At 63.0% G+C, this 23,340-nt stretch carries 26 protein-coding genes and 3 pseudogenes; 19 read left to right on the top strand and 10 right to left on the bottom strand.

The genetic code is table 11. The features are described 5' to 3' along the window. Positions 1 to 57 precede the first annotated feature (57 nt). On the top strand, positions 58 to 1,071 hold the full coding sequence (locus tag G3N64_RS03675; RefSeq protein WP_205782493.1) for an NAD(P)H-quinone oxidoreductase: 1,014 nt from the start codon (positions 58 to 60) through the stop codon (positions 1,069 to 1,071). Between the two features lie 174 nt (positions 1,072 to 1,245). Here G3N64_RS03675 and G3N64_RS03670 read toward each other — a convergent pair whose 3' ends face one another. Beyond that, entirely contained in the window at positions 1,246 to 1,401 is a 156-nt protein-coding gene (locus G3N64_RS03670; protein WP_205782443.1) for a DUF3309 family protein, read from the bottom strand. A gap of 203 nt (positions 1,402 to 1,604) precedes the next feature. Between G3N64_RS03670 and G3N64_RS03665 the strand changes: the two genes are divergently transcribed. From G3N64_RS03665 to G3N64_RS03635, 7 genes and pseudogenes are all read left to right on the top strand, one after another. After that, positions 1,605 to 2,279: a histidine phosphatase family protein gene (locus tag G3N64_RS03665; protein WP_205782442.1), complete on the top strand. Its 675-nt coding sequence runs from the start codon at positions 1,605 to 1,607 to the stop codon at positions 2,277 to 2,279. A gap of 19 nt (positions 2,280 to 2,298) precedes the next feature. Beyond that, entirely contained in the window at positions 2,299 to 3,330 is a 1,032-nt protein-coding gene (locus G3N64_RS03660; protein ID WP_205782441.1) for a phosphotransferase, read from the top strand. 58 nt (positions 3,331 to 3,388) lie between these two features. After that, positions 3,389 to 4,153 carry an SDR family oxidoreductase gene (locus tag G3N64_RS03655; RefSeq protein WP_205782440.1) on the top strand — a complete coding sequence of 255 codons (765 nt, stop codon included), beginning with the start codon at positions 3,389 to 3,391 and terminating at the stop codon, positions 4,151 to 4,153. 7 nt (positions 4,154 to 4,160) lie between these two features. Further along, entirely contained in the window at positions 4,161 to 4,919 is a 759-nt protein-coding gene (locus tag G3N64_RS03650) for a glucose 1-dehydrogenase (RefSeq protein ID WP_205782439.1), read from the top strand. A gap of 33 nt (positions 4,920 to 4,952) precedes the next feature. After that, the gene (locus G3N64_RS03645) at positions 4,953 to 6,197 is read left to right on the top strand and encodes an acyl-CoA dehydrogenase family protein (RefSeq protein WP_205782438.1); all 1,245 of its coding nucleotides are present in this window, start codon (positions 4,953 to 4,955) and stop codon (positions 6,195 to 6,197) included. A gap of 76 nt (positions 6,198 to 6,273) precedes the next feature. Continuing rightward, on the top strand, positions 6,274 to 7,179 hold the full coding sequence (locus G3N64_RS03640; RefSeq protein WP_205782437.1) for a LysR family transcriptional regulator: 906 nt from the start codon (positions 6,274 to 6,276) through the stop codon (positions 7,177 to 7,179). 54 nt (positions 7,180 to 7,233) lie between these two features. Next, positions 7,234 to 7,421, top strand: a pseudogene (locus G3N64_RS03635) (pectinacetylesterase); the annotation flags it as partial. Positions 7,422 to 7,497: 76 nt separating this feature from the next. Here the strand turns inward: G3N64_RS03635 and G3N64_RS03630 are convergent. The 6 genes from G3N64_RS03630 to G3N64_RS03605 all read right to left on the bottom strand — a co-directional run bounded on the left by G3N64_RS03630 (position 7,498) and on the right by G3N64_RS03605 (position 15,106). Continuing rightward, on the bottom strand, positions 7,498 to 8,625 hold the full coding sequence (locus G3N64_RS03630; protein ID WP_205782436.1) for a J domain-containing protein: 1,128 nt from the start codon (positions 8,623 to 8,625) through the stop codon (positions 7,498 to 7,500). A gap of 108 nt (positions 8,626 to 8,733) precedes the next feature. After that, positions 8,734 to 9,057: a DUF4148 domain-containing protein gene (locus G3N64_RS03625; protein WP_205782435.1), complete on the bottom strand. Its 324-nt coding sequence runs from the start codon at positions 9,055 to 9,057 to the stop codon at positions 8,734 to 8,736. Between the two features lie 153 nt (positions 9,058 to 9,210). Continuing rightward, positions 9,211 to 11,595 carry a DNA polymerase II gene (locus G3N64_RS03620; protein ID WP_205782434.1) on the bottom strand — a complete coding sequence of 795 codons (2,385 nt, stop codon included), beginning with the start codon at positions 11,593 to 11,595 and terminating at the stop codon, positions 9,211 to 9,213. Positions 11,596 to 11,684: 89 nt separating this feature from the next. Next, a complete protein-coding gene (locus G3N64_RS03615; RefSeq protein ID WP_346778798.1) occupies positions 11,685 to 11,924 on the bottom strand; it encodes a hypothetical protein in 240 nt (79 codons plus the stop codon). A gap of 348 nt (positions 11,925 to 12,272) precedes the next feature. Further along, positions 12,273 to 12,839 (bottom strand): hypothetical protein, encoded by a 567-nt coding sequence (locus G3N64_RS03610; protein ID WP_205782432.1) that lies wholly within the window; start codon positions 12,837 to 12,839, stop codon positions 12,273 to 12,275. Further along, on the bottom strand, positions 12,836 to 15,106 hold the full coding sequence (locus G3N64_RS03605; protein ID WP_205782431.1) for a peptidase M23: 2,271 nt from the start codon (positions 15,104 to 15,106) through the stop codon (positions 12,836 to 12,838). The genes G3N64_RS03610 and G3N64_RS03605 overlap by 4 nt, the downstream gene beginning before the upstream one ends. Before the next feature lie 709 nt (positions 15,107 to 15,815). Between G3N64_RS03605 and G3N64_RS03600 the strand changes: the two are divergent. Further along, a pseudogene (locus G3N64_RS03600) lies at positions 15,816 to 16,205 on the top strand (IclR family transcriptional regulator C-terminal domain-containing protein); the annotation flags it as partial. 12 nt (positions 16,206 to 16,217) lie between these two features. Next, on the top strand, positions 16,218 to 16,589 hold the full coding sequence (locus tag G3N64_RS03595; protein WP_205782430.1) for a hypothetical protein: 372 nt from the start codon (positions 16,218 to 16,220) through the stop codon (positions 16,587 to 16,589). Between the two features lie 33 nt (positions 16,590 to 16,622). On the opposite strand, the pseudogene G3N64_RS03590 reads toward G3N64_RS03595, so the two are convergent. After that, positions 16,623 to 16,817 (bottom strand): annotated as a pseudogene (locus G3N64_RS03590) (EAL domain-containing protein); the annotation flags it as partial. Positions 16,818 to 17,072: 255 nt separating this feature from the next. Continuing rightward, complete coding sequence (locus tag G3N64_RS03585) at positions 17,073 to 17,288, bottom strand: hypothetical protein (RefSeq protein ID WP_205782429.1); 216 nt, start codon at positions 17,286 to 17,288, stop codon at positions 17,073 to 17,075. A gap of 699 nt (positions 17,289 to 17,987) precedes the next feature. Between G3N64_RS03585 and G3N64_RS03580 the strand changes: the two genes are divergently transcribed. The 8 genes from G3N64_RS03580 to G3N64_RS03545 all read left to right on the top strand — a co-directional run bounded on the left by G3N64_RS03580 (position 17,988) and on the right by G3N64_RS03545 (position 20,895). Then, positions 17,988 to 18,272 (top strand): hypothetical protein, encoded by a 285-nt coding sequence (locus G3N64_RS03580; protein ID WP_205782428.1) that lies wholly within the window; start codon positions 17,988 to 17,990, stop codon positions 18,270 to 18,272. A gap of 268 nt (positions 18,273 to 18,540) precedes the next feature. Continuing rightward, on the top strand, positions 18,541 to 18,744 hold the full coding sequence (locus tag G3N64_RS03575; RefSeq protein WP_085038287.1) for a cold-shock protein: 204 nt from the start codon (positions 18,541 to 18,543) through the stop codon (positions 18,742 to 18,744). 234 nt (positions 18,745 to 18,978) lie between these two features. Beyond that, on the top strand, positions 18,979 to 19,134 hold the full coding sequence (locus G3N64_RS03570) for a hypothetical protein (RefSeq protein ID WP_205782427.1): 156 nt from the start codon (positions 18,979 to 18,981) through the stop codon (positions 19,132 to 19,134). A gap of 402 nt (positions 19,135 to 19,536) precedes the next feature. Next, complete coding sequence (locus tag G3N64_RS03565; RefSeq protein WP_205782426.1) at positions 19,537 to 19,815, top strand: hypothetical protein; 279 nt, start codon at positions 19,537 to 19,539, stop codon at positions 19,813 to 19,815. Positions 19,816 to 19,862: 47 nt separating this feature from the next. Beyond that, a complete protein-coding gene (locus G3N64_RS03560) occupies positions 19,863 to 20,072 on the top strand; it encodes a hypothetical protein (RefSeq protein WP_205782425.1) in 210 nt (69 codons plus the stop codon). A gap of 33 nt (positions 20,073 to 20,105) precedes the next feature. Next, positions 20,106 to 20,318, top strand: coding sequence for a 30S ribosomal protein S21 (gene rpsU / locus G3N64_RS03555; RefSeq protein ID WP_205782424.1), 213 nt, complete (start codon positions 20,106 to 20,108; stop codon positions 20,316 to 20,318). Between the two features lie 9 nt (positions 20,319 to 20,327). Further along, positions 20,328 to 20,534, top strand: a complete 207-nt coding sequence (locus G3N64_RS03550) for a hypothetical protein (RefSeq protein WP_205782423.1) — start codon at positions 20,328 to 20,330, stop codon at positions 20,532 to 20,534. Between the two features lie 67 nt (positions 20,535 to 20,601). Continuing rightward, positions 20,602 to 20,895: a hypothetical protein gene (locus G3N64_RS03545; RefSeq protein ID WP_205782422.1), complete on the top strand. Its 294-nt coding sequence runs from the start codon at positions 20,602 to 20,604 to the stop codon at positions 20,893 to 20,895. Between the two features lie 93 nt (positions 20,896 to 20,988). Here the strand turns inward: G3N64_RS03545 and G3N64_RS03540 are convergent, their stop codons facing one another. Beyond that, positions 20,989 to 22,563, bottom strand: coding sequence for an EAL domain-containing protein (locus tag G3N64_RS03540; protein WP_241020755.1), 1,575 nt, complete (start codon positions 22,561 to 22,563; stop codon positions 20,989 to 20,991). Between the two features lie 464 nt (positions 22,564 to 23,027). Here G3N64_RS03540 and G3N64_RS03535 point away from each other — a divergent pair, with 464 nt between their 5' ends. Further along, positions 23,028 to 23,324 (top strand): hypothetical protein, encoded by a 297-nt coding sequence (locus tag G3N64_RS03535; protein ID WP_205782420.1) that lies wholly within the window; start codon positions 23,028 to 23,030, stop codon positions 23,322 to 23,324. The last annotated feature ends 16 nt before the right edge of the window (positions 23,325 to 23,340 follow it).

The following is a 23,340-nucleotide window of genomic DNA, read 5'->3' as shown; positions in this document are numbered from 1 at the left end:
TCGACGAACGTTGAGGATCATATCGTGACTGATGACGTGAAAAACCTGCCCGCCCGCATGACGGCGATCGAAATCGTGCGTCCCGGCGGCCCCGACGTGCTCGTGCCGACCACGCGTCCCGTGCCGTCGCCGGGCCACGACGAAGTGCTGATCCGCATTCATGCGGCCGGCGTGAACGGCCCCGACGTGTTCCAGCGCAAGGGGCTGTACGATCCGCCGCCCGGCGCGTCCGACATTCCCGGTCTCGAGGTTGCCGGCGAAGTCGTCGCGGTGGGCCGCGACGTCACGCGCTTCGCGATCGGCGACGAAGTCTGCGCGCTGATTCCGGGCGGCGGCTACGCGGAATACGCGGTGGCGAACGAAAGCAATACGCTCGCGATCCCCGACGGCCTCGACATGACGGAAGCGGCGGCGATGCCCGAAACCTTCATGACGGTCTGGCTGAACCTGTTCCAGCGCGGCGGGTTCGCGGCCGGCGACAGCGTGCTGATTCACGGCGGCGCGTCGGGCATCGGCACGACCGCGACGATGCTGGCGAAGGCGTTCGGCGCGTCGGCCATCATCACGACGGTGGGCTCGGAAGCCCAGCGCGAAGCAAGCCTGCGGCTCGGCGCGGATCTCGCGGTCGAGTACCGCAACGAGGATTTCGTCGAAGCGGTCAAGCGTTTCACCGACGGCAAGGGCGTCGATGTGATCGTCGACATCATCGCCGGCGACTACGTCGCGCGCAATTTCGCGGCAGCCGCGGTGAACGGCCGCATCGTCCAGATCGGCGTGATCAACGGGCCCGCGAAGGAACTCGACCTGTTCCCGATGCTGACCAAGCGCCTCACGCACATCGGCTCGACGCTGCGCTCGCGCACCTACGCGGAGAAGGCGCAGCTCATCCGCGAGCTGGAGGACGCCGTGTGGCCGCTGATCCGCCAGGGCACGGTGAAGCCGCAGGTCTACCGGACCTTCGATCTTCGCGATGCGAGCGCGGCGCACGCGCTGATGGATTCCGGCCGCCACATCGGCAAGATCGTGCTGCGTACGCCTGCTTCTGCCGCAGACGGCAAATATTCCACATGACCGGGCCGCGCTTCAGCCCGGCTGACGAGGGGGCTGAAAGGCATCGCATACGATGGACTTCATGCTCGTGAATCGACTGCCGTCCATCCCGGCACGAGGATGGGCACGTTCCGGTATGGCCGGCAGCGATTGTTTCACACGGGCCTCTGCCCGCCCGGCTGGCGCGCTGCTGCCTCAGATCTGGCCGAGCAGCACCAGTATCACGACAATGACGACGACCAGCCCGACGGTGCTCGAGGGCCAGTAGCCCCAACTTCGGCTGTGGGGCCATGCAGGAAATGCACCGATGAGTATGAGAATCAGAATGATGATAAGGATCGTACCGAGCATCGCACCCCTCCTGGATTGGACATCGCGGTTCTCCCGCCGGAGGCGATTGGAGCAATGCGTGTGCCGCGATGATGCGGGCCGAACAGCGGCAAGGTCCGGAGCGGGGGGGATTCACGAAATGAATACCCTCTGATTCAGAAAATAAAGTTTAAAAATGCGTCCCCGCCCCCTATGCTGAATCCTTCTGATCTGGCGGGCAGGCGATGGCTGAACTTTTTCTGATACGGCACGGGCAGGCGTCCTTCGGCACGGACGATTACGACCGCTTGTCCGCGGCGGGCGAGCAGCAGGGCGTCTGGCTTGGCGAATACTTCGCGCAGCAAGCGCTCACATTCGACCGCGTGATCTGCGGCACGCTGAACCGCCACGCGCAGACGGTCGACGCGATCCTGCGCGGGATGGGCCGCGAAGGCGCGCCGGTCGAGCGCCACCCGGGCCTGAACGAATACGACTTCCACGGGCTGTTCGCGGCCGCCGCGCACGACTACCCGGACATCGCCCGCCTCGCGGCCGGCTCGATGAAAGAGCATTTCCGCGCGCTTCGGCAGGTGCTGCAGCTCTGGTCGGAAGACCGGCTCGGCGATTCGGCCCCCGAGACCTGGACGCACTTCCAGCAGCGCGTGGCCGATGCCCGTGCGGCCATCCGCCACGGCGGCGGCCAGCGCGTGCTGGCGGTGAGCTCCGGCGGCCCGATCGCGGTCACCGTGCAGCAGGTGCTGGCCGCGCCGCCGTCGAGCGCGATCGCGCTGAACCTGCAGATCCGCAACAGCAGTCTTTCGCAGTTTTTCTTCAACGCCGATGCGTTTCACCTCGCGTCGTTCAACGGCATCCCGCATCTGGAGGATCCCGAACGACATGCGCTGCGAACCTACGGCTGACCCACGAACGATCGCGACGATGACGAACCCTACCCAGCAACTCGACGTAGCCCGCCTCACGCGCTATCTGGAAGCGCACGTGCCGGGCTTCGAAGGCCCGGTCGACACGGAGAAGTTTGCCGGCGGCCAGTCGAATCCGACTTTCCTGCTGCACGCGAAGAGCGGCCGCTACGTGCTGCGCCGCCAGCCGCCGGGCGAACTGCTGAAATCCGCACACGCGGTCGACCGCGAATTCCGCGTGCTGAGCGCGCTGTCGGGCACCGCGGTGCCGGTCGCGCGTCCGTATCACCTCTGCGAAGACCGCGACGTGATCGGCAGCATGTTCTACGTGATGAGCTACGAGGACGGCCGGATCTTCTGGGATCCCGCGCTGCCGGAACTGCCGAAGGCCGATCGTGCGGTGTGCTACGACGCATTGCTGCAGACGATGGCCGCGTTGCACGACATCGACGTCGACGCGGTGGGCCTCGCCGACTACGGCCGCCCGGGCAACTACTTCGAGCGCCAGATCGGCGTGTGGACGAAGCAGTACCGCGCGGCGGAAACGGAGCGCCTCGACGCGATGGAAACGCTGATCGACTGGCTGCCGAAGGCGTGCCCCGAGGACACGGGGCGGCCGGCGCTGGTGCATGGCGACTTCCGGATCGACAACCTGATGTTCGCGCGCGACAGCTATCGCGTGCAGGCCGTGCTCGACTGGGAACTGTCGACGCTCGGCAACCCGCTCGCCGATCTCGCGTATCTCTGCATGTGCCTGCGGCTGCCGTCCGGCGGGCAGGTGCGCGGGCTCGCGGGCCAGGATCGCGCCGAACTCGGCGTGCCGGACGAAGCGGCGATCGTCGCGCGTTATTGCGAACTGCGCGGCATCGAGCCGATCCGCGACTGGCACTTCTACCTCGCATTCAGTTTCTTCCGGCTCGCGTCGATCGCGCAGGGCGTGAAGGCGCGCGCGCTGCAGGGCAACGCGTCGAGCGAGCAGGCGCTGCGCGTCGGCGCGATGGCCGGGCGGCTCGCCGAACTGGCCGTCGGCGTGATCGACGCGCATCGCTGAAACCGCCGGTTTCACCGGGCAGCGGCAGGACAACACATCAATGGAGGAGCACAGCAACATGGCAACGAATCTGTTCGACCTGACGGGCAAGATCGCACTGGTGACGGGCGCGAGCCGCGGCATCGGCGAGGAAATCGCGAAACTGCTCGCGGAGCAGGGCGCGCACGTGATCGTGTCGAGCCGCAAGCTCGACGACTGCCAGGCCGTGGCCGACGAGATCGTCGCGGCAGGCGGCCGCGCCGAGGCGCTGGCCTGCCACGTCGGGCGGCTCGAGGACATCGCCGCGACGTTCGAGCACATCCGCGGCAAGCACGGCCGCCTCGACATCCTCGTGAACAACGCGGCCGCGAACCCGTATTTCGGGCACATCCTCGATACCGACCTCGCCGCGTACGAGAAGACGGTCGACGTGAACATCCGCGGCTACTTCTTCATGTCGGTCGAGGCCGGCAAGCTGATGAAGGCGCACGGCGGCGGCGCGATCGTCAACACGGCGTCGGTGAATGCGCTGCAGCCGGGCGACCGGCAGGGCATCTACTCGATCACGAAGGCCGCGGTCGTCAACATGACGAAGGCGTTCGCGAAGGAATGCGGGCCGCTCGGCATCCGCGTGAACGCGCTGCTGCCGGGCCTCACGAAGACGAAGTTCGCGGGCGCGCTGTTCGCCGACAAGGACATCTACGAGAACTGGATGGCGAAGATCCCGCTGCGCCGCCATGCGGAGCCGCGCGAAATGGCCGGCACCGTGCTGTATCTCGTGTCGGACGCCGCGAGCTACACGAACGGCGAATGCATCGTCGTCGACGGCGGCCTGACGATCTGAGCGCGCGATGAAGATCGACAGCTACGCCGGACAGGCCGTGATGATCACCGGCGCCGCGAGCGGCTTCGGCGCGTTGCTCGCGAGCGAGCTGGCCGCGATGGGCGCGCGCCTTGCGCTCGGCGACCTGAACGGCGACGCGCTCGAACGCGTCGCCGCGCCGCTGCGCGCGGCCGGCGCCGACGTGATCGCGCAGCGCTGCGACGTGCGCATCGAGGCCGAGGTGGCGTCGCTGGTGCACGCGGCCGCCGAGCGTTTCGGCCGGCTCGACGTCGGCATCAACAACGCGGGCATCGCGCCGCCGATGAAGGCGCTGATCGATACCGACGAAGCCGATCTCGACCTGAGCTTCGCGGTGAACGCGAAGGGCGTGTTCTTCGGGATGAAGCACCAGATCCGCCAGATGCTCGCGCAGCGCGAAGGCGTGATCCTGAACGTCGCGTCGATGGCCGGGCTCGGCGGCGCGCCGAAGCTGGCGGCCTACGCGGCATCGAAGCATGCGGTGGTCGGGCTCACGAAGACGGCCGCCATCGAATACGCGCGCCACGGCATTCGCGTGAATGCGGTGTGCCCGTTCTACAGCACGACGCCGATGGTCACCGACAGCGATATCGGCGAGCGCCAGGACTTTCTCGCGCAGGGCTCGCCGATGAAGCGGCTCGGCCGGCCCGAGGAAATCGTCGCGACGATGCTGACGCTGTGCGCGAAGGAAAACACTTATCTGACCGGGCAGGCCGTCGCCGTCGACGGCGGTGTCTCGGCTTTCTGACGGAACCGGACGAACGGAATCGAGGAGTCGATCATGGACTTTGGCTACACCCCGAAAGTGGAAGAACTGCGCAGCCGCGTGCGCGCATTCATGGACGCGCACATCGTGCCGCGCATCCGCCAGTGGAACGAGGAAGTGCACGCGGGCCAGTATCCCGTGTCGTTCATGGAGGAGCTGAAGGCGCGCGCGAAGGCGGAAGGGCTGTGGAACCTGTTCCTGCCGCACCTGAAGGACGACGAGCCCGGCACGGGCCTGACGAACCTCGAATATGCGCCGCTTGCCGAGATCATGGGGCGCGTGAGCTGGGCGTCGGAAGTGTTCAACTGCAACGCGCCGGACACCGGCAACATGGAGCTGCTGCACATGTTCGCGTCGCCCGAGCAGCGCGAACAGTGGCTGAAGCCGCTGCTGCGCGGCGAGATCCGCTCGGCGTTCGCGATGACGGAGCCCGACGTCGCGTCGTCGGATGCGACGAACATCACGACGCGCATCGAGCGCGTGGGCGACGAGTACGCGATCAACGGCCGCAAGTGGTTCATCACGAACGCCGCGCACCCGAACTGCAAGATCTTCATCGTGATGGGCAAGACCGACCCCGAAGCCGCGTCGCACCAGCAGCAGAGCATGATCCTCGTGCCGCGCGACACGCCGGGCGTGACGATCGTGCGCAACATCACGGTGGTCAATCACTACGCGCCGGAAGGGCACTGCGAGATCACGTTCGACAACGTGCGCGTGCCGGCGAGCAACCTGCTCGGCGAGGAAGGCAGCGGCTTCGCGCTCGCGCAGGCCCGCCTCGGGCCGGGCCGCATCCACCACTGCATGCGTTCGATCGGCGCGGCCGAGCTCGCGCTGGAGCTGATGGTCGACCGCGCGCAGTCGCGCGTCGCGTTCGGCAAGCCGCTGAACCGGCACGGCACGGTCGGCGAATGGATCGCGCGCTCGCGCATCGAGATCGAGCAGGCGCGCCTGCTGGTGCTGAAGGCCGCGTGGATGATCGACAAGGTCGGCGCGAAGGCTGCCCGCAAGGAAATCGCGATGATCAAGGCGCTGGTGCCGACCGTGTATACGAACGTGTGCGACCGCGCGATGCAGGTGTTCGGCGCGGCGGGGTTGAGCCCCGATACGCCGCTCGCCGACCTCTGGACCTGGGGCCGCGCGCTGCGCTTCGCCGACGGCCCGGACGAGGTGCACCTGCAGGCAATCGCGCGGATGGAAATCAAGGACGGCGAGCCGGGTTCGACGGCCCCGTACCTGACGCCGCCGCCGCGCGCCTGAGCGTCGCGCCGGGATGCGCAGGGCCGTGGACGAACGGGCGGCGCACGCCGTAAGATGCCGGCAAGGAGATCCGGCGATGCGCCTTTCGAAGATTGACCTGAACCTGTTCGTCGTATTCGACGCGATCTACACCAAGCGCAACCTGACGCGGGCGGCCGAGGTGCTGAATCTCACGCAGCCGGCCGTCAGCAACGCACTGGCGCGGCTGCGCAAGACCCTGAACGATCCGCTGTTCGTCAGCACGCCGGCCGGGATGATGCCGACGCCGCTGGCCGAGAACATCGTCGGCCGCGTGCGCGAGGCGATGCAGCTGCTCGATTCGAGCGCGCACGAAGGCGACGTGTTCGATCCGGCGTCGTCGACGCGCGTGTTCCGGATGAGCATGAGCGACCTGACCGAAGCGCTGCTGCTGCCCGCGCTCGGCGAACTGCTGCAGACGCATGCGCCCGGCATGCACGTGCGCAGCTACACGATGGACCGCCGCGAAGTCGCGACCGCGCTCGCGAACGGCTCCGTCGACATCGCGATCGACGCGCCGCTGATCGGCGATCCGCACCTGCACCAGGCGCTGCTCGTGCGCGACCGCTATGCCTGCATGATCCGCGACGATCACCCGTTCAAGGGCGACACGCTCACCATGGACGACTACCTGTCGATGGGGCACATCCACGTGTCGAGCCGCCGCAAGGGCAGCGGGCACGTCGATGCGGAACTGACGCGCCTCGGGCTGCGCCGCAACATCCAGATGCGCGTGCAGCACTACATGGTCGCGCCGCTGATCGCGATGCGCGGCAATCTCGCACTGACGGCGCCGCTGCGGCTGCTGCAGCGCTATCCGGCGCGCATGCTCGAACTGCCGTTCGAGATGCCGGGCCTCGAATACTTCTGCTACTGGCATCGCAGCGCCGATCAGGACCAGGGCAGCCGGTGGCTGCGCGAGCAACTGATGAGGCTGATGGGCGGGATCGGCGAAGTGCAGTGATGCGCGTGCGGGGCACGTCGATGGGGGCGATCCGGCCGACGCATGGCGCCGCCGCTCGACGCAGATGTCGGCACGTTCGTCGACAACCTGCTGAACCAGCAGGACCCGGCCGATACGCCGGTGATGAAGGCGTTCCGCACGCAGCAGCGGCCGGATTTCACGTTCTCGACGTTTCTTGCGTGGATCGACAGCGTGTTCAACCTGACCGGCGAAGCGGGCCGATCTCGGGGCATCGGGCGTGAAGCGGTTGGCCTGAACGGGTGACGGCGGCGCGCCGGTGCGTGCCGCCATGCCGGCCGGACGAATGCGCGTACGCGCTCAGAACGGCTCGTCGTCGAAGCGGGACGAAGCCGGACGGCGCTTCATGTCCTTCAGCCAGTCCCTGACCTGTTCCGGATCGTCGAACTCGTGCAGCGCCACGGTCAGGTCGTGGTTGCTGCGCTGCATGCCGGCAATGTCGCGCGCGAGCAGGCGCATCACGGTATCGGGCGCCACCTTGACGGACGGCGCGATCCCGTAAGTCCGCCGGAAGCCGGTCTCGACGTGCTCGATCTCCTGATCCAGCTCGCGCAGCTGCTCCTCCAGAATGCCGTTGTAGCGCGTCAGCCGGTCTTCGCTCAGGCCGTCGATCGCGCGCCGGTCGATCTGTTCGATCTCCAGCTGCAACTCCAGCAACTGCAGGAGATTGCCCTTCGCATACGCATGGTTGACCCGCTGCATCAGCACGGTCTTGCGCGCCTGCTCCTGTGGATCGGTTTCGCGATCGGGATGCAGCGCGCTCGCGAGCTTGCGATAGACCTCGCGGATCGACTTGCTCGATTCGGCCTGCTCGGCTTCGCGTTTGGCGACTGCGGCCGATTGCCGGGGCGCTTTCTTGCGCTTGGCGCGCTGCGCCTCGCGGGCCTCGTGGGCGGCCATGTCGCGCCTGAACTGTTCGTCCAGCTCGGCTTGCATGCGCGCAGCGAGTTCGTCGGGCGACAGCGTGTCGAGATCGTCTGCCGGTGCAACGTCAGGCGTCGGCTCCGGTTCCAGCTTCGCCGGTGCGCGATCGACGGTTGCGTATTCGTCGTCGCCGGATGCGCCGTGCCGGTTGTAGATGACCTTCAGCTGTACGTCGTCGCTGACGTCGAGCAAGTCGCGAGCCATCCCCGCGATCAGTTCGGACAGCGTGCGCTGTTCGGCCTTGCTCAGTCCCTTTTGCAGGAACGCGTCGTCGAGCAGATTGAGCAAGCGGATCCGCAACGCCGTCGACGCCTGTTCGAGCGGCAGCAGCGCGTCGACGAATTTCTTCTGGAAGTCCGGCATCACGGCTTCCCACGCGCCGAGCCGCTCGCGGCGCTTCTCGATCTGCTTGACGAGCGTATTGAACGTTTTCTGGGCTTTCGACAGGCTGGCTGTCTCGTGGCCGGGTGCGATGGCGACCGCGGCACCGCGACGTGCGGTCATGTTGAGGATCCTCCGGCCGCGGCGGGACGCGCGGCAGGCGGGTATTTTAGCCGGACGGGCCGCGGGAGGCCCGCAAGGGCGTGCTTCTCCGACGCGACCGGTGGCGTGTTACTGCTTCACCGCCGCAACGGCCGGCGCCCCCGATTCCGAGCCCGATGCACCGTTCGACCCATAGGCGGCTTCGGCGCTCTTGCGTTCGGCGAGGCGCTTGGCAGCCAGGCGTTCCTGCGCGGCGACGATGTCACCCGGATAGTTTTCGCCGTCGGCGGCGATCGGCTCGTAGCCGACCGATTCGAGGTCGAACAGTTCCTGGCGAACCTGGGCGCGCGTGAGCGTCGAGTGCGACGACTGCGCGTACGACGCGGTCGGTGCGGCGAGGAGAACGGTGGCGGTAGCGGCGACGGTGGCGATGGTGGCGATGACGGATTTCACGGTTTCCTCAGACGGTTTCGTTACGGTCCTGCGTGCATTCGCTTGGCTGAACCGACGACGCAAGTTTAGGAACCCGGACGGCCCGGATAAATGGAGAATCCGGGCCAGCAGTGTTTCAGAATCGGCAAGAGTGGGCCGGGCGGCGCCGTTGTGTCAGTCGCCGAACAACTGCCCCTGCCCGGAGATCACGCGCTCGAAATCGTCGCGCAGGAACGGCAGGATCGCGTCGGCCACAGGCTGCAGCTGACGGCTCACGTAGAACGCGTAGTCGATCGGCGAGCGCATCGTCTCGAGCGGCTCGGGGCCGGCCGTCGTCATCACGTAGCTGATCCAGCCGCCGCGCTGATACTGCAGCGGCCGGCCCTGCGCGTGGTTGAACTCGTCGGCGATCCGTGCCGCGCGCACGTGCGGCGGCACGTTGCGCTCGTACTCGCGCAGCGGCCGGCGCACGCGCTTGCGGTAGACGAGCTGGTCGTCGAATTCGCCGGCCAGCGTGCGCCGCACGGTGTCGCGGATGAAATCCTGGTACGGCTCGCGGCTGAACACGCGCCGGTACAACTCGCGCTGGAACTGCTGCGCGAGCGGCGTCCAGTCGGTGCGCACCGTTTCGAGCCCCTTGAAGACGAGGTCCTCGCTGCCGTCGGCCGCCGCCGCGAGGCCCGCGTAGCGCTTCTTGCTGCCTTCCTCCGCGCCGCGCACGGTCGGCATCAGGAAGCGGCGGTAGTGCCGCTCGTACTGCAACTCCAGCGCACTCTCGAGCCCGAAGTGGTCGCGCAGGTGTGCCTGCCACCAGCGGTTCACGTGCTCGACGAGTGCGCGGCCCTTGGCGCCGGCTTCGTCGTCGTCGTGCGCGCGACCGAGCCACACGAACGTCGAATCGGTATCGCCGTAGATCACTTCGTAACCCTGCGCTTCGATCAGCTCGCGCGTGCGGTGCATGATCTCGTGCCCGCGCATCGTGATCGACGACGCGAGGCGCGGGTCGAAGAAACGGCAGCCCGTCGAGCCGAGCACGCCGTAGAACGAATTCATGATGATCTTCAGCGCCTGCGACAGCGGTGCGTTGCGCTGCCGCTTCGCGTCGTCGCGGCCTTCCCACACGCGGCGCACGACATCGGGCAGGCAGTGCGCGGTACGCGAGAAGCGCGCGCCGAGGAAGCCGGGCACCGATGCATCGTCGCCGGGATTCGCGAGCCCTTCGATCAGCCCGACCGGATCGATCAGGAACGTGCGGATGATCGACGGATAGAGGCTCTTGTAGTCGAACACGAGCACCGAGTCGTACAGCCCGGGGCGCGAATCCATCACGAAGCCGCCGGGGCTGTTTTGCCCCGTCACGTCGCCGAGGTTCGGCGCGACATAGCCGAGCCGGTGCATGCGCGGCAGGTACAGGTGCGTGAACGCCGCGACGGACCCGCCGGTGCGATCGGCCGCGAGGCCCGTCACGCTCGCGCGTTCGAGCGCGAAGGACAGCAGGTCGGCCTTGTCGAAGATGCGCGTGACGAGCTCGCAGTCCTTCAGGTTGTAGCGCGCGAGCGCCGGCTTGTCGTGATCGAAGCGGCGCTGGATCTCGTCCATCCGCTGGTACGGGTTGTCGATAGACTTGCCTTCGCCGAGCAGCGCCTGCGACACGTATTCGAGGCTGAACGACGGGAACGTCCACGTCGCGGATTTCAGCATGTCGATGCCGTCGAGGATCAGCCGGCCGGCCGCGCCCGCGAAGAAGTGGTCGGGCTGCTGGCCATGCGCGCGCCAGTCGAGCACGCTGCCGCCGCGCCCGAGCTTCAGCGGTATGCCGTATTGCTCCGCGTGCGCATGCAGGATGCGCAGGTCGAACTGCACGAGGTTCCAGCCGATCACCGCATCGGGATCGTGTTCGTCGAACCAGTCGTTGAGCCGCGCGAGCATCGCGGGCCGGCTGTCGCAGTAGTCGAGGTTGAAGTCGACGGCGTTTGCTGCGTCGCTGTCGCCGCCGTTCGGCGGGCCGAGCATGTAGACCTGCCGTTGCCCGCAGCCTTCGAGTGCGATCGAGTACAGCTCGCCGTGCACGCTGGTTTCGATGTCGAGCGACACGCAGCGCAGCGCCGGGCGATAGCCGTCGGCGGTTTTCAGTTCGGCGCCGGTCAGCGTGCCGTCGTGGCCGGGCTGCCCGCGAAACTGCACGCATGCCGTGATGAAGCGCTCCATCGCGTAACGGTCGGGCGGCTGCACGTCGGCTTCGTAGACGTCGACGCCGGCTGCCGCGAGGCGCTTCTGCAGCCCGGACAGGTGGCGATAGCGCTTGCAATAGAGGCCGACGACCGGGCGCTGCCGGAAATCGCGCAGCGCGAGCGGGCGCAACTCGGCCTCGCGCTCGCCGGCCAGCGCGCGTTCGGCGAGCGACTGCTGTTCGGCCGGAATGAACGCGACGGCTTCCTGCGGGCGCAACCGCACACGGCGCGGACCGTGTTCGGTTGCCAGCCAGAACTCGATCTCGATGCCGGATGCGGTGTCCCGCCAGTGGCGGGTGAGGATGAAACCCTGCTCGAACGCCGTCAAAACGCTTGCTCGTGGTGGATGCCCAGGCGGCGGATTTTAGCGCTTGGAAGCGGTTCGCGCCGGCGGCGGACCGATGGCATCAGGTGGCATCAGGTGGCAGGAAGCCGGCGCGTGACGCGCCATCCCGTGCAGGCCGCATCGATCGGCCGCAGCAACCACCGGTGCGTGGCGATCGCATGGCGCTTCTGCGTGACGTATTCGTCTACCGCGAGTTCGAGAGCATCGTCACCGACGCGGGACAATGTCGCGGTGGCGCCGGAGCCATCCGCGAATTCGATGACGGCGGGATGCGACCTGGCGGTGCGCGGCGCATCATGGTCGAGCGTCACGATGCTGCCCGGGTAGCGGTGCGAATGGCGGGTACGCAGCAGGACGGCAGTGGGCATGGAAAAGCGCTTCGGAAAACGCCGGCGTGGGCAACGTGAGCCGGATTCCGGAGCCTACATGAAGGTGAGCGTTTGCAGCGTCATGGCCGGCGGACGCTTGGAGGTTCGGTGCCCGAGGCTGGACTCGAATTCAACCGTCAATTCATTGCCACGCAGCCGTCTTTTAGTCGAACCGGTGACCTCACTACCGTGTTCGAGTTTGTCGCCTTTACGAGGCAGATATTTAATTTCGGCTTTCTCTTTGTGGCTATCTTGCTATCTTTATCGACTTTATGATTCTTTTGATTGAATTTATTTTGACCTCTGCTTTCTTGCTAAGCCTTCCGCCGGGAGTGGGGGGGGCTCAATGACGGCGGAAACAAAAATCGCGGGAGGTGAGTTGATTTTTTTTGATATGGCTAATGCTGCAACATAACAGACTGCAGGACGTTTTTCTGAAGTTTCGGAAATATCGCAAAGTGTGTTGTCAGCCTCGTATACAATAAAATCGCCAATTTTTTCCTCTCTTGCTTCATAGAGTGCGCTATAACCCGCTTCGAAATATATGAGGGCATCATCAGAAAGTGGAGGAATCCTGTCTTTTCCTTCGGGAGGAAGTTCTCTATATTTAATAAATCCGTTGTCTCGTGCAACTTTGTCGGAAGTTTTGTTGTATATGCATATGCTAGCTATAGTTTCTGACTGCTTTACGTCTACGCATACGGAATCAGAACCATCCGGGTTGGCTATTTTATTCTCGTAAGCTGGCAGGTGAACCTTCATCCCATCGTTAAATGTAAGATACTGTGCATATGAAGGCGACGCTATCCAGGGAGAATTGACTAAAATTAGAAGCACAATGGCGGTTGTATTTTTCACGTTAAATCCATTATTATTTTTGAAATGCGTTGGGTGTGGTTGATGCGATCCTCTAGCCCGTTTGGTTTTCCCGTCTTTCTATTTATTCCGTTAATGGCTCGAGATACGGAGAAAATTGCTTGATAGGAGACGTTTAGCTCCTGGATCGACGAATTAATCGTGATGAACTTATTGCTTGCGGCACCTGCTGTCCAATACCAGCCGCCTGCATCGATGCAGTTGAAGGGAACGATGCCAATTTGTTGGGGGGCGGTAATAATTGGTTGGCGGCGCGTTTTGTCTTCCCACCATTTTTTGTCGAATGACGTCGCATCCAGCCAGCCACGGTATACCCAGTAGCTGGCATAGTTCACTTGCCCGGTAAGTTGCTTCATGCCGCGACCTCGGAATTTGATCCCATCGCCAGCGCCGCTGTTTCCAAGATCAGTTCGCCCTTCAAGATAGTCGAAATAGCGATCGTCTTTGTTATTGTAATAACCACTTGTCTCAGGTTGAAGGCTTGCCGAAAAATGAGTGGTGGATGCTTCCAACATTCGAGCAAGCATGAATGACTCTACGGCTCCCTGACCAAGAAAATGTGTCATCCTCGTTGATGTGCTTATCAGATATTTACGCATTCCTTGATTGAGTGATATGCGATAATGTTCTCTCTTGGAATTTGGATTTGGCGTTTCTTTGCGTCTATAGAGTTCATCCGGATAGATGTGCGAGAGCTCAGTCGACGATAGCCAGCCGCATCGTCTGAAATGCCGAATGAATGCGAGCGGATGAAAAAACCACAGATTTTTCCCTGCCGGTAGTCCAGTGTTTTTCCAAAACTGAACGGCCTTCAGGTGCTTCATGAAATCGTTGTAGCCCTTGTCGTTGCCGTGATAGAACCCACCCTCATCGAGCAGTCTCGCATAGCGCTCCTCGTTGTCTGTACTATCCCATTCGCTCGACGCATTGCAGACAAGGCGACGTAACTGGCGCCGCACCTGATCGTTACCTTTGACATAGGCCGAGAGTACGCTCGACTTGTGTGCTTCCGTCGTTTCCCCTGGCTCCGCTGATACTTCGTGCGGGGCAGCATCATTCACTATTTTCTTCAGCGCATCCAGATCACACATCCCGTCACTATCGAACGGCGTATTGCCTTCACTGACTTTCTGCCACCCCGTAAAAGCCAGAAAGTCTGCATCAGAAAACTTGTGGATACTTGCATCATGCACGTCGATGTAGCCGACCTTGCCTGCGGCCCAATTGACCTTGATCCACGTTACGCGCTCATTTTCTGCCAGCTTTGGGGACGGGGACAGGATGCGACCAAAACGCAGCAGCTCGTAGCCGTCGCTTGGACATGACGGATAGAGTGCCGTAGCGCGCTTGTACAGATCGTATTCGTGGCCCTTTTCCTCGACGGGTTGCAGCGTGAGCAGCGTACGGGTGCCGTCTTGTGCAACAGTCCAGACATTGGTGTATTTCGAGCCGAGGCTGAAGTAGGTCTCGACTAGCAGCGGCAGGGATGAGTTCGAGCCCTCTTGACCTGGCTTGAATTCGATTCCGTTCAACTTGTTGTGAGTGTCGACCTTCTCGGGCAGACGACGAAACGTGCTGCCTGCCGGAATGATGAAATACGCGTGCCCCCACCAGTCCGTTCCAGTCGACGGGGTAGGTGTGCTGTTGCCCAGCTGCGTGCGTTCGAAATATGCGTCGAAATCCGCCGGCAACATGAAGATTTCGAAATGCAAATGCGGCATGCCCTCGTATCGGCCGAGCCACCCGAGCACGTCTTTGCGCCGGACCTTCTTACCGTCCCCCGAAACCGCTGGCGTCACCTGGCCCCTGGCCGTCGGACCAGTCGGCTTGCGCAGGAATTCCGGCAGATCGGCGTCGCTTGCTCCGGCGTTACCATATTCGTTCAGCGACAGCAGATGCATATACAGAGAATAGAACGTCAGCGTGCGGCCTTCACCGGTCTCCGTCGTATGCCTGAGCAACACAAATCCCGCATTGCTGATCAAGGGGAATTTCGGATTGGTCGCACCCTCGTCAATCCCATGCTGACAGACCCGATAAGCAACGACCTCGCCGTCTGCAATCGCGTACACCTTGCCCTGCGTACTGGGTTGAAGATGCACGCCACAATGCCAGCGGCGATCAAAGGCGATCGGAAAAATGCCGTGTGCACATTCGAACTGATCCACCGCGTCCATCATCGGATCAGGGTTCGTCCCGGTCGGGGCCACGAGACCAGCTTCGGGCAAAAAGGGTGGACTGATAATCATGATCGTTACTGTGTATGGCTGTATCTGGCGTTAGGCAGGTAGTCGCTCCCCCGGGGTTGCGGCAAGTCGGAAGAGCTATGGCCGGGTCCTTCGAACATGAACGAGGCTGCTCTAATACGGAAGTCAAACGGACAATGAAGACGACATTTCCGTTTTCGATGGTCATTGATGCACCGCCGCCGGCCACCATTTCCCTCGTCTTAGCGTTCACAAGCATATTCGCGTTGGGGCTCGACACGTGCAATTGATCGTCTACAAAAAAGATCCATTGCAGCGCGCTGCGCTTGCAACTGGATTCTTCATTTTGAGAAAATATTTGCCTAGTTTACGCGTGTACAGCGAGATAAGATCGCCCGCCACCACGCGTTGCCTGATCGATGCTTCATCGTGTGACCTCCGCTCGTACGGCGAAATCGCACGGCACTTATACGCGGCAAACCCGGGAGTTCCGCATGCATCTTGTTCAACTTAAACGTCACAAATCGTTAAATATAAATACCTTCCCCTGCGCCAGAAAGGCAATGCTCCAACGACTGTTATAGATGTTTATTTTTCATTCTATGCGCATGTTGCCAAATTATCCGAAAAATTTTTTACCAAAAAAATTATTATTTGGATTTCTATTGGACGCTAAGCCGCAATTATTTGTATATCGAATCACATTTATTTTTAGAGGATGGTTGCGACTTTCATGGGAATTGGTTTATAGATTCTGGCCGGCATCGAGTTCAGGAAGTCGACCGCGAAGACGCTTGCGTCGGCGGATGCGGTCATGAGCATCCTGCCGCACGTGCGGCAGCAGGGCTATGGCGAGGACAACGAGGAGCAGGAAGATGGCCTGCTGTGTCTCGCGGTGCCCGTGTTCGACCGTTTCGATCGCGTGATCGCGGGATTGTCGCTGTCGTTCCCGACGATGCGGTGCGGCGCGGACACGAAGGCGCATTACGTCGCGCTGTTGAAGGAGGCAGGGCAGGCGATTTCCGAGCGGCTTGGCCATCGTCCGGAGGCGGCTGGCGTCGAGCAGGCGACGGTTGCACAGAGGATTGAGCACGTGCCGGTAGAGGGCCGGCAAAGCGAAACGACAATACGACGTCAATAACGGATCATGCAGATGAAAATGACGAAGCGCATCGCTATCGCGATGCTCACGATCGGCGCGTGCGTGGGCACGAACGGTGCGTACGCAAAAAACGCGGTGGACTGCGAAAAGCTCAACACGGCAACGAGCGGCCCGGACGACAACTTCCGGCCGCCGGCTTCAGGCACGGTCATCGGCGCGGGGCGCGCGCCCTTCTACTCGGCGCCCGATGCGCAATGCCTGACGAAGCGAACCTTCATCATTCCCGGCGATTCGGTGACCGTCTACAAGTCGCACGGGCGCTGGTACAACATCATGTACATGAACGGCAAGACCGGCGAGGACTTCGAAGGCTGGATCGAGCAGGGCCGTGTGCACCTCGACGGTCAATACGGCGCGCAGTAGCCGTCGGGGCGTATGCGTCGGCGGCAACGCCCGTTACACCGACGCCCACGCAACATCCTGCTTCAGATGCTCCACCCGCCGCGGCCGCTGATACAGATAACCCTGCGCACACTGAATCCCGACCGCATGCAGCGCGCGATGCTGCACTTGGGTCTCTACGCCCTCCGCGATGATCTTCCGGTCGTAGTGATGCGCAACGGACGCGATCCCTTCGATCAATCCCGCACTGTCCCGACGGACGAGATCATTTCCGTTCATCGGCAATCGGGCGGCGTGTATCGGGCACCGCGTCGGCGCGGGTAGCCGTCGCGGATTCTATGCCGTGTCGATGATCGAAGGCGATCGACGATGCGACACGCTGCGATGAAGGCGTCGTTCCACGTGCCCGTGCCGCGAGGGAGGCCCGCTCGCACGATACGCTTGCGCCTCGGGCCCGTATGCGTTGCGCGTGACTACCGGTGCGGCATGAGCGGGTCGCCCCGTTCAACCAAACTGGGCGGTCAGCCATCGTTCGGCCCATTTTGTTGCGTATGCAACCGCATCATCACGCGCATCGAAACCAGCGAGATCGCCGCTGGTGTGTACTTCCTGCTCATCTCCATCCAGAAGGATCGTGGTGATCCTCACATGCGCGATGTACTCTCCATCCGCCCTGCGAGGGGTTGGATCGATTCGGAACCGTGTCAAATTGGATAGCATGGGTTCCTCCCTGTCGGGTTACCGCGAGCCAGGCTGTCGCGGGAGCAGCGCAAGAAAGCGTCAGACATCAAGAGGTGCGATGATCTGGCACGCTTCCTGACCGGAATTACGACCTGCCGTCCCGTTTTCGCAGCGTGGCGCGCGACCGGACACGAACGTCGGGAAATCATCCGTATCGACCTCGCAGCGAGGGGCACGGACAGGCTGGCGAATGACGTGTCGCCTGGGGGGAGGGGGAACCCGTTGCTTCGGCGACCCTTCGGAGCAATGTTCAGGCGGCGGGACAAGAGGGGAGCGTCGACGCCATTCAATAGCGCCCGGACGCTGGGTCACGGTGAGGGGCCAGACCGCATTCAGAGGGTATGCCGAGCGATGCGCCGGAATCGGTCACCGGTCATCCGACGGTTTGATCGTACGCCCATCCATACGTTTGTATAGCGAAATTTCGAGGAACGTCTGCAGCCGAAGCAGGCCTTCGGGTTGCCGCGAAGGTGTGCGCGACGGCGGCAGCGCGTATAGTGAGGAGAGCCTTGTCGCCGGTTCCATGGAACAGTCCTCGCATTCAGCGGTGACATCGTCCGGGCGTTGGGCCGTGCAGGGGCGTTGATGCTCCAGGTTGGCATTGTGAATGTGTCGTCGACTTTGAAGCAGGCAGTGTCCTGGCTTGCACGAACCGGATCCGGACGAAACGGCGCCCCCATGAAAATCGATCGCAGCTCCATTCCCTGCTACCTCGTCCTTCGTGCCGGCTGGCCTCCCTATGTATTGAATGCGGACCGCCTGGTGCTCCGCCGCGAAGCGAGCCCGCTGTTGCGCGCGTTTGCGCGAGCGCGCGGAGGGTTCTCGCATGTCGATGACGTCGCGTGGAACGTATTCTCCGCCGCCGAGGGGCTGTCGGTGGTCGAGCGTCGGGAGACCGGGTTCTTTGCGCTGATCAATGGAACCGAGACCGAGCATCAGTTGCATTTGCTGGCCACCCTCTGATGTCGTCGCCGGGGTGGCCATGGTCGACGAGCGCTTCTCCAGTCTGATCGACGATCAATGAGGACCGGACGACGGCCGCGTGGTCTGCCCCTCGGTTGAAAGCGCTTGACACACTCTGTGATGACACGTACTGTCAGTCGGTGAAGTATTCAAGAAGCGCGATTGCTGCCCATCATCGACCGTAGCCTGCGGTATTCCTTCCCCTCCTTGATTCTTTGCCCGCGTCCGCTTGGGGCGCATACGCTCGTCCATTTTCAGGAGATCTAACATGGATACCGGTACCGTCAAGTGGTTCAACGACAGCAAGGGCTTCGGCTTCATCACGCCCGACAAGGGCGGCGACGATCTGTTCGCGCACTTCTCCGAGATTCGCGGCGACGGCTTCAAGACCCTCGCCGAAGGCCAGAAAGTCAGCTACGAAACAAAGAGCGGCCCCAAAGGCTTGCAGGCGTCGAACATTACCCCTTTGTAATCGACCTGAGTCGTTCGCCTCGTTCACGGAGCGGCACCCAACCGCCGCTTCTTGCGCTACGCGCTGTCGTCGCGGGCGCCACGTGTCTCGATGCAGGCCCGACAGGGCCAGCCGTTTCGCATCGGCATGTCGAACCCGCGTGCAGGCCTGTGCGCCAACCGCCTTCGTAGCGCGTGCACGATCGGACGAGCAGCGCTCATCGGATCATGCAAGCAGCGCAGCTGGAGAACCCGCATGACCCGAAGTCAGTCTCGCAGCAACAAGGCGCCGCCGCGCGTCAAGCCGGTCATGGTCCTGCCCAAGCTCGGCACGGCATTGAACTGGGTGCCGCCCAAGCCGGCCGCGGCCACGAAATCGCGTCCGAAAAAGCGCACGCCGGCTCCGCAATAGCGATCGGCATCGGCCCGCATGACGAAGGGCGGCCGCCGACTGCTTCGCCAGGAAAGCGATTCGTGCGACGCTGGCCGGATCGTGGCTGTCTTCGTTCGGGCAAGGTCACGCCCTCCGCCCGACACCTCGCAATCCGGCATCGTGCGCCTGCCGGCACCCCGTCCGCTGTTGTGCGCAATCCGGAATAAGTTGGACGCCCGACAAATGATGCGCGTATGATGGGTTCATCCGATCGACCCCGGTGTTCCGGTCGCTCGCCCCTCCATCTACCCGCTTGCTGCATCGCCCCGCCTCCGCGCTGCAACGTTGTTCCTTTCACCCCACTGGCCCGCCTCGCAACGGGGTATTGGCCAGTTGCGTTCGCTCGTGCGTTTCGTCGCGGCCGAATGCCAGGAGCTTGTCATGAGCATGCATGTCTACCGTGGATTCGAGATCTATCCACTGATTTACCCGCACGTGCCGGCGCTGGACGGCTGCCCGCACAACTACGATGCCGGTTTCGATGCGGCCGTCAAGATTTGCTTTCGCGGCGATACGCTGACGCGCAGCCAGACTTTCAGATTGCGCGACAACGCCCCGTTCGGCAGCGCCGGCGATGCACGTCGTGCTTCGCTGCGCTATGCGGAGAACATCATCGACGACAATCGCGACAAACAAGGCTTCTTTTCCGGCACGCCTTGAGGTGAATCATCAAGGTCATGCGATGTATTGGCGATTCGGAGGACGAAATGATCATCGGCGAACTGCTCGGCTTGATCGGGAGGCGCGAGGTCATCCGGACCGACGCCACCCTGCCTGCGGGAATAGCCGATTCAGCGCAGTGCCACCAGCAGGAGCTGCAAATGTTCGTGGCGGTACGCGCACTGTCGATCGGGGCCGGATATTCGGAGTTCGAGTCCGACGAGATTGCGAGTGCCGTCATGACACGACTCGGCTAGTTTTCCGTTCAACCATTCGAAAACAGGATCACCATGACAACCATTACGCTGAAGATCAACGAACCGATCGATGTCGCGCTGCGACGGTTCCGGCGTAACATCGAGAGAACCGGGCTGATCCGGGAGTTGCGCAGTCGCACCGGCTATGAAAAGCCCACGACGGAGCGCAAGCGGAAAAAGGCGAGCGCCGTTGCCAGACAGCGCTTGCGGGCGAAGCGCATGTTGCCGCCGCGCAAAATGTACTAGGAGAGCATCGTGTACAACATGCCGGCCGAGGAGCCCCCGTTTTTCCCGCTGACGAAATGCGAAGTCGATTTCGATCGGCAGAAGGACATGGTGACGCTGCTGCCGAGTTTCTATGCGTTCGGATGCGAGTACACCAGCCGAGGTTTTCTGATCGGACGCGACGATGCGTTCAAATTGATTGCCGCGCTAGAGAAGGCGCTCAGCATCCAGAGATGAGCTGACGGCGATACACGCGCGAGCATCGACAACCAAAAGATGAGCCATGCGCGTTGCGACGAAGTACGTGGATCTACTCTATTTCCTTGTTGTGCTGCAACTCGTCACGCAAAGGCGGACTCGCGAGTGGCTGTCGCCGTTCCAACTCGTCGAATCGCTGCAAGCGTGGCTGGTTATCCACTGTGCGAAATGCGAATGGCGCGACCGCGTCTGGATAGGACATGCTTCTCTTCAGATAGCGAAGTCGGCCCGCCCGGCCGACAACGCTGGATCTGCAGAGGCGGGCGCTCCACGGGATGCCCTGGCAGACCGGTTGAGTTTGCGGATGAAGTGCATCCGCTACCTTCGGGAGCAGGTCTGATCGCGGTCGCGCTCGCACGGTCGGCACACGGGTTCCGGTCGCTCGGTGCCGAGCCGGCGGCGGTCGTGCAGGATTGCGCATGCGGCAACGCCGCTACACCGACGCCCACGCAACATCCTCCTTCAGATGCTCGACCCGTTGCGGCCGCTGATACAGATAACCCTGCGCATATTGAATCCCGACCGCATGCAGCGCGCGATGCTGCACTTCGGTCTCCACGCCCTCCGCGATGATCTTCAGGTCGTAGTGATGCGCAACGGACGCGATCCCTTCGATCAACCCCGCGCTGCCGCCGTTCAACTGCGAGATGAACTGCCGATCGATCTTCACGTAGTCGAACGGAAAGCGCGACAGCATGTCGAGATTGCTGTGATGCGTGCCGAAATCGTCGATCGCGAACTTCGCGCCTTTCGCTCTCAGCGCATGGAAGATCGCGGTGGTTCGCGCGTTCTTCTCGAGCAGGATGCGCTCGGTGACTTCGAGCACCAATGTAAAGCCGGGCGGCAGCGCGCGGATCGCCTCCTCGACGACGGACACGAACCGTGTGCGCTCGAGATCCTTCGGCGCGATGTTGACGGCGATGCGCAGCGGCACGGACGGCTTCAGAGCAGTCAGCTCCGACACGGCTGTCCTCAGCACGAATTCCGTCACTTTCGGCAGCACCGCGCTTGATTCGACCTGCGGGATGAACACAGCCGGGCTGATGGCCCCCCACTTGGGATGCTGCCAGCGCAGCAGCGCCTCGACACCGACGGTTCTGCGCGTCTCGACATCGACGATCGGCTGGTACACGACATGGAGCTCGTCGCGCCTGAGTGCGTTGCGAACGGCCTTCAGCAGCAGCCGACGCGGCGCCATTGCCAGCAGGTAGGCGGCCATCACGAGGCCGTCCGCCAGCAGCACGATCGTGATGCCGATCAGCCGATAGTGGTGCCGCACCTGCGACGCATAGTACGCGGACGCGGCAACCCGCACCGTGAACGGCCAGCGGGGCGACACGATCGTGCTTCCGCCCGTGGGTTCCGTGGCCGACTCCGGCGAAAACTTCCCGTGCTGATCGAGATGGCCCGAACCCGCGATCGACAGCGTCGCGGTTTCCGTCCCGTAGCGCGCGCCGTGCGCGAGCGCGTCGGCCACATAGTCACCTTCGATCAGGTAGAGCACGCCCGCGCCGGGCGCGGTGGCGTAAAACACGGGCAGCACCGGAATGCCCTGCTGGAACGGTGTCTGCTTCAGCAGCGTGACGAGTGTCGAGCCCGGTTCGGGCTCGTGTGTATACGCGCCGAGCGGCAAGTCGATCGCGCCCAGCGCCGACGAGCACATGACGCGGCCGTCGTGCACCAGCGCGACGGCACGCAGGTAGCGCAGGCGCGTGCCGATCTCGGCGAGCGTCCGGAATACCGTCGCGCATGGCCGCCCGACGAGCGCGGTCAGTTCGTCCACATGTCGCAGGCGCGCACCGTCCAGGATGCGGTCCACCGATGCCACGATGTCGTTCGCGATGACGTGTTCATGCCGGGTGACGGTATCGCGCGCGTAGCGGTCGGCCAGCGCGATCGCGAAGGCCGGCGCGAGCACGCAAACGATTACGGCGACGAAAAAGACGACCCGCGGCCATGCACCGCTGTGCTGGAAAACTGGCTTCGAGCCTGGCGTGAACGCCGACATTCCCGCGGTCGCCTTTGGTGTTGTGTGTATGGAAAGGCAAGTCGAATCGGCCGATACACGAACGGCGCACATGCGTCACACTGGTTTCGGGCCGTGCGGTGTGCGCGCCGGTATCGCGATGCAATCGATTCTACGGTCGCGACGGGCATCTGCGGCAACCCCGTCGCAATCGGCCGTTCATTCCGGAGGCTTGCCTCATGAATATTGCGTAGCGCACCGAAAAAAACCCCGGCCGCATGGTCTTGCGGCCGGGACAAAAAACACCGTCTCTTGGCACGAGGATGGTGCGCGGCAAGTATAAGATGTGGTGAGAGATTACGAAATATTGTTATTCAACAATTGGTGAAGTTTTGTCATTGTGTCTCGCCAGGAAGCATTCTTTCGGGATGCTGTCTTCGTCGGCCTGCCTGCGCCCGCGCTCGGTCGCTGCGCGGTACGGTCGCACGTCTCGCCGGAGCCTCGAGATGGAAGAAAATACCGTGCGTACGGTCATCGTGACCGATGGTGCGGCCGCAGCCGACGGCGGCTCGCTGTGGATCCGGATTACCGTGAACGGGCAGGCCCGCAACTACCTGCTCGATCGCGCGCTCACGTCGCGCGGTACGCCGCGCTACAACACCATCAGCGGCGAACACGGGCCGCTTTCGAAAGGTGAACGAAAGGAATTGCTCGTGCTGCTGCGCAGCATTGCCGACCCCGCGATGTGGGCCGGCATCGCCGGCACGTTCGTGCAGGTGCTGCAGGCGCCGGATGGTGAATGAGCGATGCGGTGCCGGT

Source organism: Burkholderia sp. Ac-20344 (assembly GCF_017104975.1).
GTDB lineage: Bacteria > Pseudomonadota > Gammaproteobacteria > Burkholderiales > Burkholderiaceae > Burkholderia.
Note: the sequence above shows the minus strand (reverse complement) of the source record. Positions and strands in the feature narration are given on the sequence as shown.

What these genes read in the sequence shown, in the direction of transcription:
- G3N64_RS03675 (WP_205782493.1), top strand. Translation starts at nt 58, where the DNA reads ATGACGGCGATCGAAATCGTGCGTCCCGGCGGCCCCGACGTGCTCGTG.
- G3N64_RS03670 (WP_205782443.1), bottom strand. Translation starts at nt 1,401, where the DNA reads ATGCTCGGTACGATCCTTATCATCATTCTGATTCTCATACTCATCGGT.
- G3N64_RS03665 (WP_205782442.1), top strand. Translation starts at nt 1,605, where the DNA reads ATGGCTGAACTTTTTCTGATACGGCACGGGCAGGCGTCCTTCGGCACG.
- G3N64_RS03660 (WP_205782441.1), top strand. Translation starts at nt 2,299, where the DNA reads ATGACGAACCCTACCCAGCAACTCGACGTAGCCCGCCTCACGCGCTAT.
- G3N64_RS03655 (WP_205782440.1), top strand. Translation starts at nt 3,389, where the DNA reads ATGGCAACGAATCTGTTCGACCTGACGGGCAAGATCGCACTGGTGACG.
- G3N64_RS03650 (WP_205782439.1), top strand. Translation starts at nt 4,161, where the DNA reads ATGAAGATCGACAGCTACGCCGGACAGGCCGTGATGATCACCGGCGCC.
- G3N64_RS03645 (WP_205782438.1), top strand. Translation starts at nt 4,953, where the DNA reads ATGGACTTTGGCTACACCCCGAAAGTGGAAGAACTGCGCAGCCGCGTG.
- G3N64_RS03640 (WP_205782437.1), top strand. Translation starts at nt 6,274, where the DNA reads ATGCGCCTTTCGAAGATTGACCTGAACCTGTTCGTCGTATTCGACGCG.
- G3N64_RS03630 (WP_205782436.1), bottom strand. Translation starts at nt 8,625, where the DNA reads ATGACCGCACGTCGCGGTGCCGCGGTCGCCATCGCACCCGGCCACGAG.
- G3N64_RS03605 (WP_205782431.1), bottom strand. Translation starts at nt 15,106, where the DNA reads ATGATTATCAGTCCACCCTTTTTGCCCGAAGCTGGTCTCGTGGCCCCG.
- G3N64_RS03595 (WP_205782430.1), top strand. Translation starts at nt 16,218, where the DNA reads ATGAAAATGACGAAGCGCATCGCTATCGCGATGCTCACGATCGGCGCG.
- G3N64_RS03585 (WP_205782429.1), bottom strand. Translation starts at nt 17,288, where the DNA reads ATGCTATCCAATTTGACACGGTTCCGAATCGATCCAACCCCTCGCAGG.
- G3N64_RS03580 (WP_205782428.1), top strand. Translation starts at nt 17,988, where the DNA reads ATGAAAATCGATCGCAGCTCCATTCCCTGCTACCTCGTCCTTCGTGCC.
- G3N64_RS03575 (WP_085038287.1), top strand. Translation starts at nt 18,541, where the DNA reads ATGGATACCGGTACCGTCAAGTGGTTCAACGACAGCAAGGGCTTCGGC.
- G3N64_RS03570 (WP_205782427.1), top strand. Translation starts at nt 18,979, where the DNA reads ATGACCCGAAGTCAGTCTCGCAGCAACAAGGCGCCGCCGCGCGTCAAG.
- G3N64_RS03565 (WP_205782426.1), top strand. Translation starts at nt 19,537, where the DNA reads ATGAGCATGCATGTCTACCGTGGATTCGAGATCTATCCACTGATTTAC.
- G3N64_RS03560 (WP_205782425.1), top strand. Translation starts at nt 19,863, where the DNA reads ATGATCATCGGCGAACTGCTCGGCTTGATCGGGAGGCGCGAGGTCATC.
- rpsU (WP_205782424.1), top strand. Translation starts at nt 20,106, where the DNA reads ATGACAACCATTACGCTGAAGATCAACGAACCGATCGATGTCGCGCTG.
- G3N64_RS03540 (WP_241020755.1), bottom strand. Translation starts at nt 22,563, where the DNA reads ATGTCGGCGTTCACGCCAGGCTCGAAGCCAGTTTTCCAGCACAGCGGT.
- G3N64_RS03535 (WP_205782420.1), top strand. Translation starts at nt 23,028, where the DNA reads ATGGAAGAAAATACCGTGCGTACGGTCATCGTGACCGATGGTGCGGCC.